Source organism: Telluria sp. Soil_C_11, assembly GCF_057657395.1.
In genome coordinates this window covers 185,133-200,296 of record NZ_JBDGIN010000003.1, presented here as the reverse complement: position 1 = coordinate 200,296, position 15,164 = coordinate 185,133, and the positions used below count along the sequence as shown (strand labels likewise).

Below are 15,164 nucleotides of genomic sequence, written 5' to 3'. Positions count from 1 at the left end.
CTCCTTACTGTTCACGCACGGTGCGGCGGCGGTCGATGACGAAGGCGCCGGCCACGACCTTCACGCCCATGAACAGGATGAACAGGAACAGGGCCAGCGGCAGGATGCTGATCACGAACGCCAGCACGATGCAGCAGGCCAGCATGGCCGGCCATGGCATCGCGGCGATGGTGCGGGCGCCGCGGCGGCAGGCGCGGACGATGTCGCGGGCGACGTCTTCCATGCTGTCGCAGAAGGTACGGAAGTTGGCGCTTTTCATGGTGGGGACTCCTGGGTTGTCGTTCGATGGAATCACTGTAGTCCTTGCGCGGGCAGGGTTCCAGCATGCTCCGACGAAATGCGCAAAACATGGGATGGCCGGTCGGGCGGACGGATGAACGGACGCTTGCTGGAGCTTTGATAATATTGCATTTATGAAATTTCTAGACTCCATGGCCCCATGACCCGTACCGGCCGCCTGTTCCAGCTGATGGATGCCCTGCGCGGCAACCGCCGCCCGGTCACGGCCGCCCAGCTGGCCGAACGTCTCGGCGTGTCCGAGCGCACCATCTACCGCGACATCCAGGCGCTGGCCCAGCTCGGCGCACCCGTCGAGGGATCGGCCGGCGTCGGCTACCTGCTGCGCACCGGCTTCTTCCTGCCGCCGCTGATGTTCGACGCCGACGAGCTGGAGGCCCTGGTGCTGGGCGCGCGCTGTCGCGCCGGCAGTCAGCGTGATCGCCTGGGAAAACGTGTGGAAGAAGATGGTGACGGGCCAGGACGCCGACGTGAACGAGCTGGCGCGCGGCGCGGCCGACCTGGCGCAGGCGGCCACGGTGCTGGACAAGCACCTGGCCCGCCGCCGCTGGCTGGTGTGGGACGGCGTGACCCTGGCCGACTATGCGGTGGCGGCGCCATTGATGGTTCGGGAGCGCGCGCGGCTGCCGCTGGACGGGTATCCGCACCTGCTGGCCTGGCTCGACCGCGTGCAGGCCCTGCCGGCCTGGCGCAACACCGAAGCGGTCTGGTAAAAAAAATTTCAAACGCCTGTCGATTTCGTTCATCATCACTCGTCGTCGAGATGCAGGGCCGATTTCCAACTCACCTTCCAACATGGGGATGTCATGAACAAGCAGATCTTCGTCAACCTGCCGGTCAAGGACCTGGACAAGTCCAAGGCCTTCTTCAGCGCGCTCGGCTACGGCTTCAACCCGCAATTCACCAACGACAGCGGGGCCGGCATGGTCATCGCGGAGGGCAGCATCTACGCGATGCTGCTGACCGAAGCCTTCTTCAAGACCTTCGTCGACAAGCCGATCGTGCAGGCGAAGGAGGCGACCGAGGTGCTGGTCTGCCTGAGCTGCGAGAGCCGCGAGGAAGTCGACAGCATGGTGGCCAAGGCCATCGCCGCCGGCGGCCGCGCCCCGCGCGCGCCGCAGGACCACGGCTTCATGTACGGCCACGCCTTCGAAGACCTGGATGGCCACATCTGGGAACTCGTATGGATGGCGCCGCAGCAGGCCTGATCAAATCATTTATCGACAAGGAGACATCATGAGCAAGCAAGTCATCTTCAACCTGCCGGTCAAGGACCTGGAAAAATCCAAGGCCTTCTTCGCGAGCCTCGGCTTCGGCTTCAATCCGAAGTTCTCCAACGAGCGCGCGGCCAACGTGGTCATCGACGAAGGCATCAGCGCCATGCTGACGACCGAGGACTTCTTCAGGAGCCTGATCGACAAGCCGGTGGTGCAGGCCAAGGAAGCCAATGAAGTGATCATCTGCCTGATGTGCGAGACCCGCGACGAGGTGGCGGGCCTGGTGGAGAAGGCGGTCGCCGCCGGCGGCCGCGCGCCGCATCCGCTGGAAGACCACGGCTTCATGGTCACCCAGGGCTTCGAGGATATCGACGGCCACCTGTGGAACCTGGTCTGGATGGCGCCGCCAGCCTGAAAAAAACCTCCATGGCGGCGTTGCATCGTCTCGCCGTACTAACGTACTGTCTTCGACGATGCGCCTTGCCCTGGAGGCTTTTTCAGGCTGGTAGCGCTGCTCAGCGCTCGTCCCAGTAGCGCCGGAGCAGGCCGTAGTTGATCGTGTCGGCGAACTCGCCGAACACGATCCAGCGCTCGGGCATATAGCCTTCCTTCCTGAAGCCGAGCTTCTCCAGCACGCGCGCGGAGCCGGCGTTGCGCGGGTCGATGTCGGCCTCGATGCGGTTCAGGCCGAGGACGTCGAAGCCGTAGCGGATCGCCGTGCGCAGCGCCTCGGTCGCATAGCCCTGGCCCCAATGCCTGCTGGCGAGGGCGTAGCCGATTTCGCAGCGCCGGTTCTGTTCGAAGAAGTGGTGCAGCGAGACGTTGCCGATCAACTGGCCGCTGTCGCGCTGGACAATCGCCAGGCGCATGCCGCTGCCGTCCGCGTAGGCGGCGATGGTGGAAGCGATCGCCTGGCGCGCCTGATCCATGTCGGACCAGGGTTCGCTGCTCCAGTAGCGCGCCACTTCCGGGTCGGAGAACACGGCGTAATGGCCGTCGATGTCGTCTTCGGTCATCCAGCGCAGCAGCAGGCGTTCGGTGTCCAGGGTAACGGGCTTCAGGTCGGGCATGGTCATTCCTTTCATTGAATGCCGAGCGCGGCCAGCACCATGCCGGTGATGAGCTTTGCCGCGTCGTCGAAATCCTGTCCGGTGAGCTCGGAGCGGTCCAGCACCAGCACCATCTGCGCGGAAAAGTCGGCGTACGACTGGGTCATCGCCCATACGGCGAACAGCAGGTGGGTGGCGTTCACGGGCGCGATCCTGCCGTCGGCGATCCAGCGCTCGAACACGGCGATGTCCTGGCGCAGCAGCGGCACGACACGCTGGCGGATCTGCTCGCCGTACAGCTTGGCGCCGCCGATCACTTCCATCGCATACACGCGCGAGGCCAGCGGCTGCTCGCGCGAGAAGCGCAGCTTGGCGCGGACGTAGGCGCGCAGCACGTCGGCCGGGTCCTGCGCGGGATCGGCCAGGCAGGCCATGCGTTCCAGCCATTCGTCCAGCACATCGTCGAGCACGCGCTCGTACAGCGCCTGCTTGGTCGAAAAGTAGTACATCAGGTTCTGCTTCGACAGCCCGGCGCGCTCGGCCACGTCGGCGATCGAGGTGCCATCGAAACCGCGCTCGGCGAACAGGCGCACCGCTTCGCGCAGGATCGCGCCTTCGACTTCCTCGCGATGCTGGACGCGCTTGCCGGGCGGGGCGTCGACGGGGTGCGTGGTCGTGGTTGTGGTCATTGCCATCCTTGTCAAGATTGGGTGCGCAGGAAGTCGAGCAGCAGCGGCTCGGACGCGTAGGCGACGTTGAAGCGGAACCAGGGGGTGTGCGGCGTGTGCAGGCTGAAGAATTCGCCGGGTGCCAGCAGGATGCCGGCGCGCAGGGCCCGCTCGGCGATCGTCCTGCCGTTGCGCTCCGGCGTCGAAGGCGAAGTCCAGCCGGCGCTGACGAACATGCCGCCGCGCGGGCGCGCCAGCGCTTGCAGGCCGGCCCCGAGCAGGCGGTCCTGGGCGCGCTCGCCGGCGTCGAGGAGCTGCTGGGCCAGGCGCTCGACCTGGCGCCGGTAGGCCCGGCTGCTGACCGCGTCGAACACGGCGCGTTCGTTGACTTCCGAGGTGGTCAGCCCGGTCAGCATCTTGACCCGCACCAGTTCCGGCACCAGCGAGCCGGATGCGCAGATCGAGCCGACCCGCAGGCTAGGTGCCAGGGTCTTCGAAAAGCTGCCGATGCGGATCACGCGGCGCAGCCCGTCCATCGCCGCCAGCGAGGCTTCGCCGGGCGCGGCCAGCTCGCGGTAGATGTCGTCCTCGACCAGCCAGAAATCGTATTGCTCGGCCAGCGCCAGGAGGCGGTGCGCCTGGGCCTGCGACAGCGAGGTGCCCAGGGGATTCTGCAGCACCGTGTTGACGAACATGAGCTTGGGGTGCTGCGCCGCCGCTTCGTTCGCCAGCACCTCCATGTCGAGGCCGGAGGCGCTGCGCGGGATGCCGACCGGGATGCAGCCGTGGTGGCGCACCAGGGCCAGCAGGTTGCTGTAGCCGGGGTCTTCGACGAACACCACGTCGCCGGGGCGCGTCAAGGTGCGCAGGACCAGGTCGAAGGCGTGGGTCGCGCCATGCGTCAGCAGGATCTGCTCCGGCTCGGCCGCGCACAGCTCGGCCGACAGGCTGTGCGCCAGGTGCTGCCGCAGCGAAGGGAAGCCGAGCGGATGGCCGTAGCCGCGCAGGCGGCCGGCCGGGATCTTCATCGCGTGGCGCACCGCGTCGAGGATGGTCGACTCGCCGTACCATTCGGGCGGCAGCCAGCCGGCGCCGACCGGCAAGGCGTCGGACTGGCCGGAATACAGGTCGGGCGTGAGGGCGTCGACCGAGGCGGGGGAGAAGCCGGCCGGGCCGGCGGACGGGCAGGGCGGCGATGCCGCGTCAAGGCCGCCGCGCGCGACGAAGAAGCCGGAACCGCGGCGCGAGGACAGCACGCCCAGGTGCAGCAGGCGGTCGTAGGATTCGACCACCGTGAAGGTGCTGACGCCGTTGACCTTTGCGAATTGTCGAACCGAGGGCATTTTGGTACCGACGCGCAGCAGCCGCCGATTTACCATCCCGGAGATCGCCGCGACGATCTGGTCCACCAGGCTGCCGCGGCGCTGCCGGTCGATCGCCAGCACCGGCCAGGCAGGATCGCTCCCGCCTTCCATGGCGGCAGGATCTTGCTCACGCAGGCCTCCCTGCGGGTGCTCCTCAGTGCTTGCCATTGCCAGCTCCTTCGGTGCGACGCTGGCAACTGTACAGGTTATGCTACCAGTACGGTTGGACCATTTCGCCGGTTGTGTATATGTGCCACCGTTGTCTTGCTGTCTATTATTGCACGATGATTTTGCCAATTGGTAAATCTTTTGGCTGTCCACCAGGGGAGAGACACATGAACGAATCCATGCCGCAGTCGATGTCGTCGTTCTGGATGCCATTCACGAACAACCGCGACTTCAAGGCCCATCCGCGCCTGCTGGTATCGGCGGAAGGCATGTACTACAAGGACGTCGACGGTAACGCCGTGCTCGACGGCACCGCCGGCCTGTGGTGCGTGCCCTGCGGGCATGCGCAGCCCAGGATCGTCGCCGCGGTCAGCGAAATGGTCGGCCAGCTCGATTTCGCGCCGACCTTCCAGATGGGCCACCCGGCCGCCTTCGACCTGGCCGAGCAGCTGATGGAGTACAGCGGCCACAAGTTCGGCCATGTGTTTTATACGAACTCCGGCTCGGAAGCGGTCGACACCGCATTGAAGATCGCGCTGGCCTACCACAAGGCGCGCGGAGAGGGCGGGCGCACCCGGCTGATCGGCCGCGAGCGCGGCTACCATGGGGTCGGCTTCGGCGGACTGTCGGTCGGCGGCATCGGCCCCAACCGCAAGAACTTCGGCCCGCTGCTGCCCGGCGTGGACCACCTGCCGCACACGCACAACCTGCTGAAGAACGCGTTCTCGCGCGGCGAGCCGGACTTCGGCGCCGAGCTGGCCGACGAGCTGGAGCGCATCGTCGCCCTGCACGATCCCTCGACCATCGCCGCCGTGATCATCGAGCCGGTGTCGGGTTCCACCGGCGTGCTGGTGCCGCCGAAGGGCTACCTGAAGCGCCTGCGCCAGATCTGCGACAAGTACGGCATCCTGCTGATCTTCGACGAGGTCATCACCGGCTTCGGCCGCCTGACCACGCCGTTCGCGGCCGATTATTTCGAGGTCGAGCCGGACATGATGACCACCGCCAAGGGCCTGACCAACGGCGTCGTGCCGATGGGCGCGGTGTTCTCGAAAAAATTCATCCACGACGCCTTCATGGATGCGCCGCCGGGCATCGAACTGGCGCACGGCTACACCTATTCGGGCCATCCGCTGGCCTGCGCGGCGTCGATCGCCACCCTCGAGGTGTTCAGGGAGCAGGGCGTACTGGAAAACGCGAAGGCCATCCAGCCCTACTGGGAAGACGCGGTGCACGCCCTGCGCGGACTGCCGCACGTGATCGACATCCGCACCATCGGCCTGGTGGCCGGCATCGAGCTGGAGCCGATCGCCGGCAAGCCGGGCGCGCGCGCCTATGCCGCGTTCAAGAAGGCGTTCGCGGACGGCGTGCTGATCCGGGTCACCGGGGATATCATTGCCCTGTCGCCGCCGCTGATCCTCGAGAAAAAGCACGTCGACGAATTGTTCGGAAAGTTAAGCGACGTACTCCGGAACCTGGACTAATACAGTTAATAAAGAACATCATGAACGAGACGATCCAACACTATATCGGCGGGCGCGAAGTCGACAGCGCTTCCGGGCGCTACGCCGATGTCTACAATCCGGCCCTCGGCCAGCCCTGCGCGCGCGTGGCGCTGGCCAGCAGCGACGAGGTGAATGCCGCCGTGGCCGCCGCCCAGGCGGCCTTCCCGGCCTGGGCCGCGACTCCCCCGCTGGCGCGTGCGCGCGTGCTGTTCAAGTACCTGCAGCTGTGCCAGCAGCATGTCGACGACTTCGCCGCCATGATCACGCGCGAGCACGGCAAGACCTTCGCCGACGCGCAGGGCGAGGTCGCGCGCGGCATCGAGGTGGTCGAGTTCGCGGTCGGCATCCCGCAGCTGCTGAAGGGCGAGTTCACCGACCAGATCGCGCGCGGCATCGACGCCTGGTCGATGCGCCAGCCGCTGGGCGTGGTGGCCGGCATCACCCCGTTCAACTTCCCGGTGATGGTGCCGATGTGGATGTTCCCGGTCGCCATCGCCTGCGGCAATACCTTCGTGCTGAAGCCCTCCGAGCGCGACCCGTCGCCGTCGCTGCTGCACGCGCGCCTGCTGAAGGAAGCCGGGCTGCCGGACGGCGTGTTCAACGTCGTCCACGGCGACAAGGGCGCGGTCGACGCCATCCTCGACAACCCGGACGTGCAGGCGGTCAGCTTCGTCGGCTCGACCCCGATCGCCGAATACATCTACGCGCGCGGCAGCGCTGCCGGCAAGCGCGTGCAGGCGCTGGGCGGCGCCAAGAACCACATGGTCGTGATGCCGGACGCCGACATGGACATGGCGGTCGATGCCCTGATCGGCGCGGCCTATGGCTCGGCCGGCGAGCGCTGCATGGCGATCTCGGTGGCGGTGGCGGTCGGCGACGCTGGCGACAAGCTGGTGGTGCGCCTTGCCGAGCGCACCAAGGCGCTGAAGATCGGGGACGGCATGGAGCAGGGCGCAGAAATGGGTCCGGTGGTGACGCAGGCCGCCAAGCAGCGCATCGAGAAGCTGATCGGCGAAGGCGTGGAGCAGGGCGCGACCCTGGTGGTGGACGGCCGCGGCTACCGCGTGGCGGGCCGCGAAGACGGCTTCTTCGTCGGCGGCACCCTGTTCGACCACGTGCAGCCGTCGATGAGCATCTACCGGGAAGAGATCTTCGGCCCGGTGCTGTGCGTGGTGCGCATGCCGGACGTCGGCAGCGCGCTGGAGCTGATCAACAGGAACGAATACGGCAACGGCGTCGCCGTGTTCACCCGCGACGGCGGCGTGGCCCGCGAATTCGTGCGGCAGGTGCAGGTCGGCATGGTCGGCGTGAACGTGCCGCTGCCGGTGCCGATGGCCTTCAACAGCTTCGGCGGCTGGAAGAAGAGCCTGTTCGGCGACCACCATGCCTACGGCCCGGAAGGCGTGCGCTTCTACACGCGCCACAAGGCGGTGATGCAGCGCTGGCCGAATACGGCGAGCAGCGGGGCGGAGTTTGCGTTCCCGCAGATGAAATAAGCGCTCTTCACAACAGCAGCAGGCAGTACCGGCATCAGAGCATTTCCCGAAATATCAGTACAACAACAGGAGCTTCGAAAACCGTAGCGAGCGGCAGCAATGGTGGCCGAGAAGCGCAGCCGTACTTACGGTACGGCGAGCATCGCAGGCCGCCAGTGCAACGCGCAGTAGGTTTGCGAAGCTCCCAGCCACAAGGGATGCAACATGATTGAGTCACTCCAGCACCTGCCGCAGGCCGGCTGCACGCATAGCGCATTGTCCGAGCGCTTCACCGACCTGGCGCCGCCGCTCACCGGCCGCCAGGCCGCCATCGAAAGCGCGCGCTGTCTCTACTGTTATGACGCCCCCTGTACGCGCGCCTGCCCGACCGGCATCGACGTCGCCAGTTTCATCCGCAACATCCACGACCACAACCTCGAAGGCGCGGCCAGCACCATCCTGCAGCAGAACATCCTGGGCGGCAGCTGCGCGCGCGTGTGCCCGACCGAGATCCTGTGCGAGGACGCCTGCGTGCGCAACAACGACGCCGAGGGCCAGCCGGTGAAGATCGGCCTGCTGCAGCGCCACGCCCTCGACAACGCACAATTCGACGGCCATCCGTTCAAGCGCGCGCCGTCCACCGGCAGGACCATCGCCGTGGTCGGCGCCGGTCCCGCCGGGCTGGCCTGCGCGCACCGGCTGGCGATGCTGGGCCACGGCGTGGTCGTGTTCGAGGCGCGCGAAAAACCCGGTGGCCTGAACGAGTACGGCATCGCCAAGTACAAGCTGCCCGGCGATTTCGCCCAGCGCGAAGTCGAGTTCCTGCTGTCGATCGGCGGCATCGAGATCCAGTACGGCTGCGCGCTCGGCGAGAACCTGCAGCTGGCCGACCTGCATGCGCGCTTCGACGCCGTGTTCCTCGGCCTCGGCCTCGCGGCCAGCCGCCGCCTCGGCCTGACCGGCGAAGACGCGTCCGGCCTGATGGCGGCGGTCGACTACATCGCCACCTTGCGCCAGGCCGAAGACCTGGCCGCGCTGCCGGTGCCGCGCCGCGCCATCGTGATCGGCGCCGGCAACACCGCGATCGACATGGCGGTCCAGCTCAAGCGCCTGGGCGCCGACGAGGTCACGCTGGTCTACCGCCGCGGCTTCGACGCCATGAGCGCGACCGGCCACGAGATCGAGATCGCCAAGGCCCATTTCGTGCGCATGCGCACCTGGGCCGCGCCGCTCGAAGTGCTGCTCGACGATGCGGGCCGCGTGCGCGGCATGCGCTTCGAGGAAACGCGGCTGGAAGACGGCCGCCTGGTGACGACCGGCGGCATCATCGAGATCGCCGCCGACGCCGTGTTCAAGGCGATCGGCCAGGGCGTGGGACTGGCCGCCCTGGTCGACCCGCTGGCCCGTGAAATAGAGCGTGAGACCAACGAACGCAGCAACAAGATCCTGATAGATAGCTGCTTCCGCACCGCGCTCCCTGGCGTGTACGCCGGCGGCGATTGCGTGGCGCCGGGCCAGGACCTGACGGTGCAGGCGGTCCAGCACGGCAAGCTGGCCGCGCTGGCCATCCATCACGACATCCAATCCACTGCGGAGGCAGCATGGCCGACCTGAGCATCGATTTTTGCGGCATCAAGTCCCCGAACCCGTTCTGGCTGGCCTCGGCGCCGCCGACCGACAAGGCCTACAACGTGGTGCGCGCCTTCGAGGCCGGCTGGGGCGGCGTGGTGTGGAAGACGCTGGGCGAGGATCCGCCGGCCGTCAACGTGTCGTCGCGCTACTCGGCCCTGCATGGCAAGAACCGGGAAGTCATCGGCTTCAACAACATCGAGCTGATCACCGACCGCAGCCTCGAGATCAACCTGCGCGAGATCACCGCCGTCAAGAAGGCGTGGCCGGACCGCGCCCTGGTCGTCTCGATGATGCTGCCCTGCGAAGAGGCGCCGTGGCGCGAGATGCTGCCGCTGGTGGAGGCCACCGGCGCCGACGGCATCGAGCTGAATTTCGGCTGCCCGCACGGCATGCCCGAGCGCGGCATGGGCGCGGCGGTGGGCCAGCAGCCGGACCTGATCGAGCAGGTGACGCGCTGGTGCAAGATGTACACGCGCCTGCCCGTCATCGTGAAACTCACGCCCAACATCACCGACGTGCGCGCGCCCGCGCGCGCGGCGCTGGCGGGCGGGGCGGACGCGGTCTCGCTGATCAACACCGTCAACTCCATCACCCACCTGGACCTCGACCGCATGGTGGCCTATCCCATCGTCGGCGGCGCCAGCACCCACGGCGGCTATTGCGGCGCGGCGGTCAAGCCGATCGCGCTGAACATGGTGGCCGAAATCGCGCGCGATCCGCTGACTGCCCGCCTGCCGATCTCCGGCATCGGCGGCATCGGCAACTGGCAGGACGCCGCCGAATTCATTGCGCTGGGCGCCGGCTCGGTGCAGGTCTGCACGGCGGCGATGCTGCACGGCTTCCGCATCGTCGAAGAGATGAAGGACGGGCTGTCGCGCTGGATGGACCGCAAGGGCTACGCCAACATCGCCGCGTTCTCGCGCAAGGCGGTGGCCAACACGACCGACTGGAAATACCTGGACATGAATTACCAGGTCATCGCCAGCATCGACCAGGACAAGTGCATCCAGTGCGGCAAATGCTACGTGGCCTGCGAGGACACCTCGCACCAGGCGATCGCCCGGATGGTGGACGGCAACGCGCGGCGCTACGAGGTCAAGCCGTCCGAGTGCGTGGGCTGCAACCTGTGCGAGATCACCTGTCCGGTCGAGGGCTGCATCACGATGGTGCCGCAGCCGACCGGGCTGCCCTACATGAACTGGACGAAAGACCCACGCAACCCGCGGGCGGAGGTAGTATTCGGGGAAGTTTGAAACGTAACCGATGGAGAAACACCCGATGAGCATGGACCCCGCAGTCAACAAAGAACTCTGGAACGAGGACCTGGCGCCGACCAGTGCCGCGCAGCGCAGCTGGCGCTGGTACCATTTTGCCGCCCTGTGGGTCGGCATGGTGATCAGCATCCCGGCCTACATGCTGGCGGCCAGCCTGATCGAAGGCGGCATGTCGGCCTGGCAGGCGGTGGCCACCGTGTTCGTCGCGAACGTGATCGTGCTGCTGCCGATGCTGCTGATCGGCCACGCCGGCACCAAGTACGGCATCCCGTACGCGGTGCTGGCGCGCGCCTCGTTCGGCACGCGCGGCGCGCGGCTGCCCGCGCTGATGCGGGCGATCGTCGCCTGCGGCTGGTACGGCATCCAGACCTGGTTCGGCGGCAGCATGATCTATACCCTGCTGGGCGTGCTGCTCGGCGCCCCCATCGGCGGCGCCAACCTGCCGGGACTGGGCATCAACCCGGGCCAGCTGGCCTGCTTCCTGGGCTTCTGGGCGATCCAGATGTATTTCATCGTGCACGGCATGGAATCGATCCGCAAGCTCGAAACCTATACCGCGCCGCTGAAGATCGCGATCTGCTTCCTGCTCCTGTGGTGGGTCTACGACAAGGTCGGCGGCTTCGGTCCGCTGCTGGACCAGCCTTCCGCTTTCGTGGCGGGCGGCCCGAAGGCCGGCCTGTTCTGGTCCGTGTTCTGGCCGTCGCTGACCGCGATGATCGGCTACTGGGCCACGCTGGCGCTGAACATCCCCGACTTCACCCGCTTCGCGAAGACCCAGCGCGACCAGGTGGTCGGCCAGTCGCTCGGCCTGCCGCTGCCGATGGGACTGCTGGCCGCGCTGGCGGTGACCGTCACCTCGGCCACCGTGGTCCTGTACGGCAAGGCGCTGTGGGACCCGGTCGACGTCGCTAGCCGCATGACCGGCATCGCGGTGCTGGTGGCGCTGCTGATCCTGCTGATCGATACCGCCAGCGTCAACCTCGCCGCCAACCTGGTGGGGCCGGCCTACGATTTCTCCGCGCTGTCGCCCCGGCATATTTCCTACCGCGTGGGCGGCTACATCACGGCGGGCATCGCCCTGGTCATGATGCCGTGGAAGATCCTCGAGAAGACCGAGAACTACATCTTCATCTGGCTCACCGGCTACTCCGCACTGCTCGGCCCCATCGCCGGGGTGCTGATCATCGACTACTACTTCATCCGCAAGACCGAGCTGGCGGTCGACCAGCTGTACCGCGACGACGGCATCTATGCGTACCGGAACGGCTGGAACATGGCCGCCATCGTCGCCTTCGTGGCCGGCGTGCTGCCGAACATCCCCGGCTTCCTGAACGCGGCCTTCCCGGACGCCTTCCCGAACGTCGGCGCCGGATTCAGGACTCTATATACCTATGCATGGTTCGTCGGCATCGCGATTGCCGCGGTGGTGTACGGCCTGATGATGAAGGGCAGGGCGGTGCCGGCGATGGCCGCCGCCCGTCCGCTGGAGTAAACATGTAGGGTGGGCACCATGTGCCCACCATGCGGCCGCAAACCGTGGGCACGGGGTGCCCACCCTACTGGAGATCGTGATGAGTGTGTTGATCCGCGGTGGTACCGTCGTGAACGCCGACCGGGCGTTCCGCGCCGACGTCCTGTGCATCGGCGACAAGATCGCCGCCGTCGGCGAACATCTCGAGGCGCCGGCCGGCGCAACCGTGATCGACGCCGGCGGGCAGTACGTGATGCCGGGCGGGATCGATACCCACACCCACATGCAGCTGCCCTTCATGGGCACCGTCACCGCCGACGATTTCTACACCGGCACCGCGGCCGCGCTGGCGGGCGGCACCACGACCATCATGGATTTCGTGATCCCCGATCCGAAGCAGCCGCTGATGGACGCCTTCCACACCTGGCGCGGCTGGGCGAAGAAGGCGGCCGCGGACTACACCTTCCACGTCGCCGTCACCTGGTGGGACGAGTCGGTGCATGCGGACATGGGCACCCTCGTGCGCGAGCATGGCGTGAACAGCTTCAAGCACTTCATGGCGTACAAGAACGCGATCATGGCCGACGACGAGACCCTGGTGAAGAGCTTCCGCCGGGCGCTCGAACTGGGCGCGATCCCGACCGTGCACGCGGAGAACGGCGAACTGGTCTACCAGCTGCAGCGCGAGCTGCTGGCCAAGGGCATCCGCGGCCCGGAGGCGCATCCGCTGTCGCGCCCGCCCGCGGTCGAGGCCGAGGCGGCGAACCGGGCGATCGCCATCGCCGGCGTGCTCGGCACCCCCGTCTACATCGTGCACGTGTCCTGCGCCGAATCGCTGGAAGCCATCACGCGCGCCCGCGCGCACGACCAGCGCGTCTACGGCGAAGCCCTGGCCGGGCACCTGGTGATCGACGACAGCGTCTACGCCAACCCCGACCCGGCCTACGCGCGCGCGTTCGTGATGAGTCCCCCGTTCCGCTCCAGCCACCACCAGACCGCGCTGTGGCAGGGCCTGCAGGGCGGGAACCTGCACACCACCGCCACCGACCATTGCACCTTCTGCGCCGAGCAGAAGGCGATGGGCGCCGACGATTTCACGCGCATTCCGAACGGCTGCGGCGGCGTCGAGGAGCGCATGGCCGTGGTCTGGGACGCCGGCGTCAACACCGGCCGCCTGACCCCATCCGAGTTCGTGAGCGTCACTTCCACCAATGCGGCCCGGATCTTCAACATCTACCCGCGCAAGGGCGTGCTGGCCGCGGGTGCGGATGCGGACATCGTCGTGTGGGACCCGGAAGCGACGCGCACCTTGTCTGCCGCGACCCAGCACTCGAAGGGCGGCTTCAACGTGTTCGAAGGCCGCACCGTGCGCGGGGTGCCGACGCATACGGTGGCGGCCGGGAAGGTGGCGTATGCGGACGGGGACCTGCGGGCGGAGGAAGGGGCGGGGCGGTATGTGGAGCGGCCGGCGTTCACTGCCACTACGGCTAATGCAAACGTGAACGCGAATAGCGCCGTTACCGTTTGATCCATCATTCCCGCGAAGGCGGGAATCCATGCTGAATCGGCAGTACCGGTCAAGGCTACGTCATCGCGCGCTCAGCACGGATTCCCGCTTCCGCGGGAATGACGGTAGCGCTGCCAACAATAAAGGAAGCACCATGAACGACCTCCGCATCAACGGCCCCCGCCTGTGGAATTCCCTGATGGACCTGGCGCAGATCGGCGCCACCGAGAAGGGCGGCGTCAAGCGCCTCGCCCTCACCGACCTCGATCGCCAGGGCCGCGACCTGGTCGTGCAGTGGGCGCAGGAAGCCGGCCTGACCGTCACGGTGGACCAGATCGGCAACGTCTTCATGCGCCGCGAGGGCGCGAATCCGGCGCTGCCGCCGATCGTCACCGGCAGCCACATCGACACCCAGCCGACCGGCGGCAAGTTCGACGGCAACTACGGGGTGCTGGCCGGGCTCGAAGTGGTGCGCACCCTGAACGACCTGGATATCAAAACCGAGGCGCCGGTCGAGGTCGCGTTCTGGACCAACGAGGAAGGCTCGCGCTTCGTGCCCGTGATGATGGGCTCGGGCGTGTTCTGCGGCGCCTTCAGCCTCGAGACGGCCTGTGCGGCGCGCGACGTCGACGGCAAAAGCGTCGGCGAAGAGCTCGAACGGATCGGCTACCGGGGCAGCCAGACGCCGGGCGACCATCCGATCGGCGCCTATTTCGAAACCCATATCGAGCAGGGCCCGGTGCTGGAAGATGCGGACAAGGTGATCGGCGTGGTGCCGGCCGTGATGGGCCTGTCCTGGTACGACTGCACGGTCGAGGGCATGGAGGCGCACGCCGGCCCGACCCCGATGCACCTGCGCCGCGACGCACTGCAGGTGGCGACCCGCATCATGCAGGAGACGGTGGCGATCGCCAACCGCTATCCGCCCTACGGCCGCGGCACGGTCGGCATGGTGCAGGTGTTCCCGAACAGCCGCAACGTGATCCCCGGCCGGGTCAAGTTCAGCATCGACCTGCGCAACGTGAACGACGAACTGCTCGACACCATGCACGGGGAGATCATGGCCTTCGTCGAGCGCACGCGCGCCGAGAGCGGCCTGGGCATCCAGCTGGAACGCGTGTCGTATTACCCGCCTTGCCCCTTCCACCCGGACTGCGTGGGCGCGGTGCGCAAGGCGGCGGACAAGCTCGGTTATTCGACCATGGACGTGGTCTCCGGGGCAGGCCACGATGCGATCTACGTGGCGCGCCTGGCGCCGGCCGGGATGATCTTCGTACCCTGCAAGGATGGCATCAGCCACAACGAGATCGAGGATGCGCGTCCCGATCACCTCGAAGCCGGCTGCAACGTGCTGCTGCACGCGATGCTGGAGCGGGCCGGCGTAGCGCGCGGCTAGCACGCGGCCACTGTCGCACGGTTGGCGAAGTTGTTTCGTAATAGTAACAGTCTTGTGTCGGATGTTTCCTGACTCGCCGGTCCGGGGGAAGTCGTAGCATACTGTTGGCAGCTGTCTTCCTTTTCCGTTGCCAAGGTGTGG

The 15,164-nt window shown here is 67.0% G+C and carries 14 protein-coding genes and 1 pseudogene; 11 read left to right on the top strand and 4 right to left on the bottom strand.

Translation table 11 applies throughout. From position 1 onward, the window contains the following. Positions 1–4: 4 nt before the first annotated feature. Positions 5–259 (bottom strand): hypothetical protein, encoded by a 255-nt coding sequence (locus tag AC3A6M_RS06450; RefSeq protein WP_487851903.1) that lies wholly within the window; start codon positions 257–259, stop codon positions 5–7. 180 nt (positions 260–439) lie between these two features. Here AC3A6M_RS06450 and AC3A6M_RS06445 point away from each other — a divergent pair. From AC3A6M_RS06445 to AC3A6M_RS06430, 4 genes and pseudogenes are all read left to right on the top strand, one after another. Next, positions 440–604: pseudogene (locus tag AC3A6M_RS06445) on the top strand (helix-turn-helix transcriptional regulator); the annotation flags it as partial. A gap of 109 nt (positions 605–713) precedes the next feature. Further along, on the top strand, positions 714–1,010 hold the full coding sequence (locus AC3A6M_RS06440) for a glutathione S-transferase family protein (protein ID WP_487851902.1): 297 nt from the start codon (positions 714–716) through the stop codon (positions 1,008–1,010). A 93-nt stretch (positions 1,011–1,103) separates the two neighbouring features. Then, positions 1,104–1,505, top strand: a complete 402-nt coding sequence (locus AC3A6M_RS06435) for a VOC family protein (protein WP_487851901.1) — start codon at positions 1,104–1,106, stop codon at positions 1,503–1,505. A 28-nt stretch (positions 1,506–1,533) separates the two neighbouring features. Continuing rightward, entirely contained in the window at positions 1,534–1,929 is a 396-nt protein-coding gene (locus AC3A6M_RS06430) for a VOC family protein (RefSeq protein ID WP_487851900.1), read from the top strand. A 100-nt stretch (positions 1,930–2,029) separates the two neighbouring features. Here the strand turns inward: AC3A6M_RS06430 and AC3A6M_RS06425 are convergent, their stop codons facing one another. From AC3A6M_RS06425 to AC3A6M_RS06415, 3 genes are read right to left on the bottom strand one after another with little or no spacing between them, the layout of a single operon-like run. Beyond that, on the bottom strand, positions 2,030–2,584 hold the full coding sequence (locus AC3A6M_RS06425) for a GNAT family N-acetyltransferase (protein WP_487851899.1): 555 nt from the start codon (positions 2,582–2,584) through the stop codon (positions 2,030–2,032). Between the two features lie 11 nt (positions 2,585–2,595). Then, the gene (locus tag AC3A6M_RS06420; RefSeq protein WP_487851898.1) at positions 2,596–3,252 is read right to left on the bottom strand and encodes a TetR family transcriptional regulator C-terminal domain-containing protein; all 657 of its coding nucleotides are present in this window, start codon (positions 3,250–3,252) and stop codon (positions 2,596–2,598) included. An 11-nt stretch (positions 3,253–3,263) separates the two neighbouring features. Beyond that, positions 3,264–4,763, bottom strand: a complete 1,500-nt coding sequence (locus tag AC3A6M_RS06415; protein ID WP_487851897.1) for an aminotransferase-like domain-containing protein — start codon at positions 4,761–4,763, stop codon at positions 3,264–3,266. Between the two features lie 167 nt (positions 4,764–4,930). Here AC3A6M_RS06415 and aptA point away from each other — a divergent pair, with 167 nt between their 5' ends. From aptA to AC3A6M_RS06380, 7 genes are all read left to right on the top strand, one after another. Next, positions 4,931–6,247 carry an omega-aminotransferase AptA gene (gene aptA, locus AC3A6M_RS06410; protein WP_487851896.1) on the top strand — a complete coding sequence of 439 codons (1,317 nt, stop codon included), beginning with the start codon at positions 4,931–4,933 and terminating at the stop codon, positions 6,245–6,247. Positions 6,248–6,267: 20 nt separating this feature from the next. Continuing rightward, entirely contained in the window at positions 6,268–7,764 is a 1,497-nt protein-coding gene (locus AC3A6M_RS06405; protein WP_487851895.1) for a CoA-acylating methylmalonate-semialdehyde dehydrogenase, read from the top strand. A gap of 204 nt (positions 7,765–7,968) precedes the next feature. Then, complete coding sequence (locus AC3A6M_RS06400) at positions 7,969–9,357, top strand: NAD(P)-dependent oxidoreductase (protein WP_487851894.1); 1,389 nt, start codon at positions 7,969–7,971, stop codon at positions 9,355–9,357. Then, complete coding sequence (gene preA / locus AC3A6M_RS06395; protein ID WP_487851893.1) at positions 9,345–10,628, top strand: NAD-dependent dihydropyrimidine dehydrogenase subunit PreA; 1,284 nt, start codon at positions 9,345–9,347, stop codon at positions 10,626–10,628. Before AC3A6M_RS06400 ends, preA begins: the two co-directional genes overlap by 13 nt. A 25-nt stretch (positions 10,629–10,653) precedes the next feature. Beyond that, positions 10,654–12,141: an NCS1 family nucleobase:cation symporter-1 gene (locus AC3A6M_RS06390; RefSeq protein WP_487851892.1), complete on the top strand. Its 1,488-nt coding sequence runs from the start codon at positions 10,654–10,656 to the stop codon at positions 12,139–12,141. A gap of 79 nt (positions 12,142–12,220) precedes the next feature. Beyond that, positions 12,221–13,648 carry a dihydropyrimidinase gene (hydA, locus tag AC3A6M_RS06385; RefSeq protein WP_487851891.1) on the top strand — a complete coding sequence of 476 codons (1,428 nt, stop codon included), beginning with the start codon at positions 12,221–12,223 and terminating at the stop codon, positions 13,646–13,648. 133 nt (positions 13,649–13,781) lie between these two features. After that, positions 13,782–15,023 carry a Zn-dependent hydrolase gene (locus AC3A6M_RS06380; protein ID WP_487851890.1) on the top strand — a complete coding sequence of 414 codons (1,242 nt, stop codon included), beginning with the start codon at positions 13,782–13,784 and terminating at the stop codon, positions 15,021–15,023. The last annotated feature ends 141 nt before the right edge of the window (positions 15,024–15,164 follow it).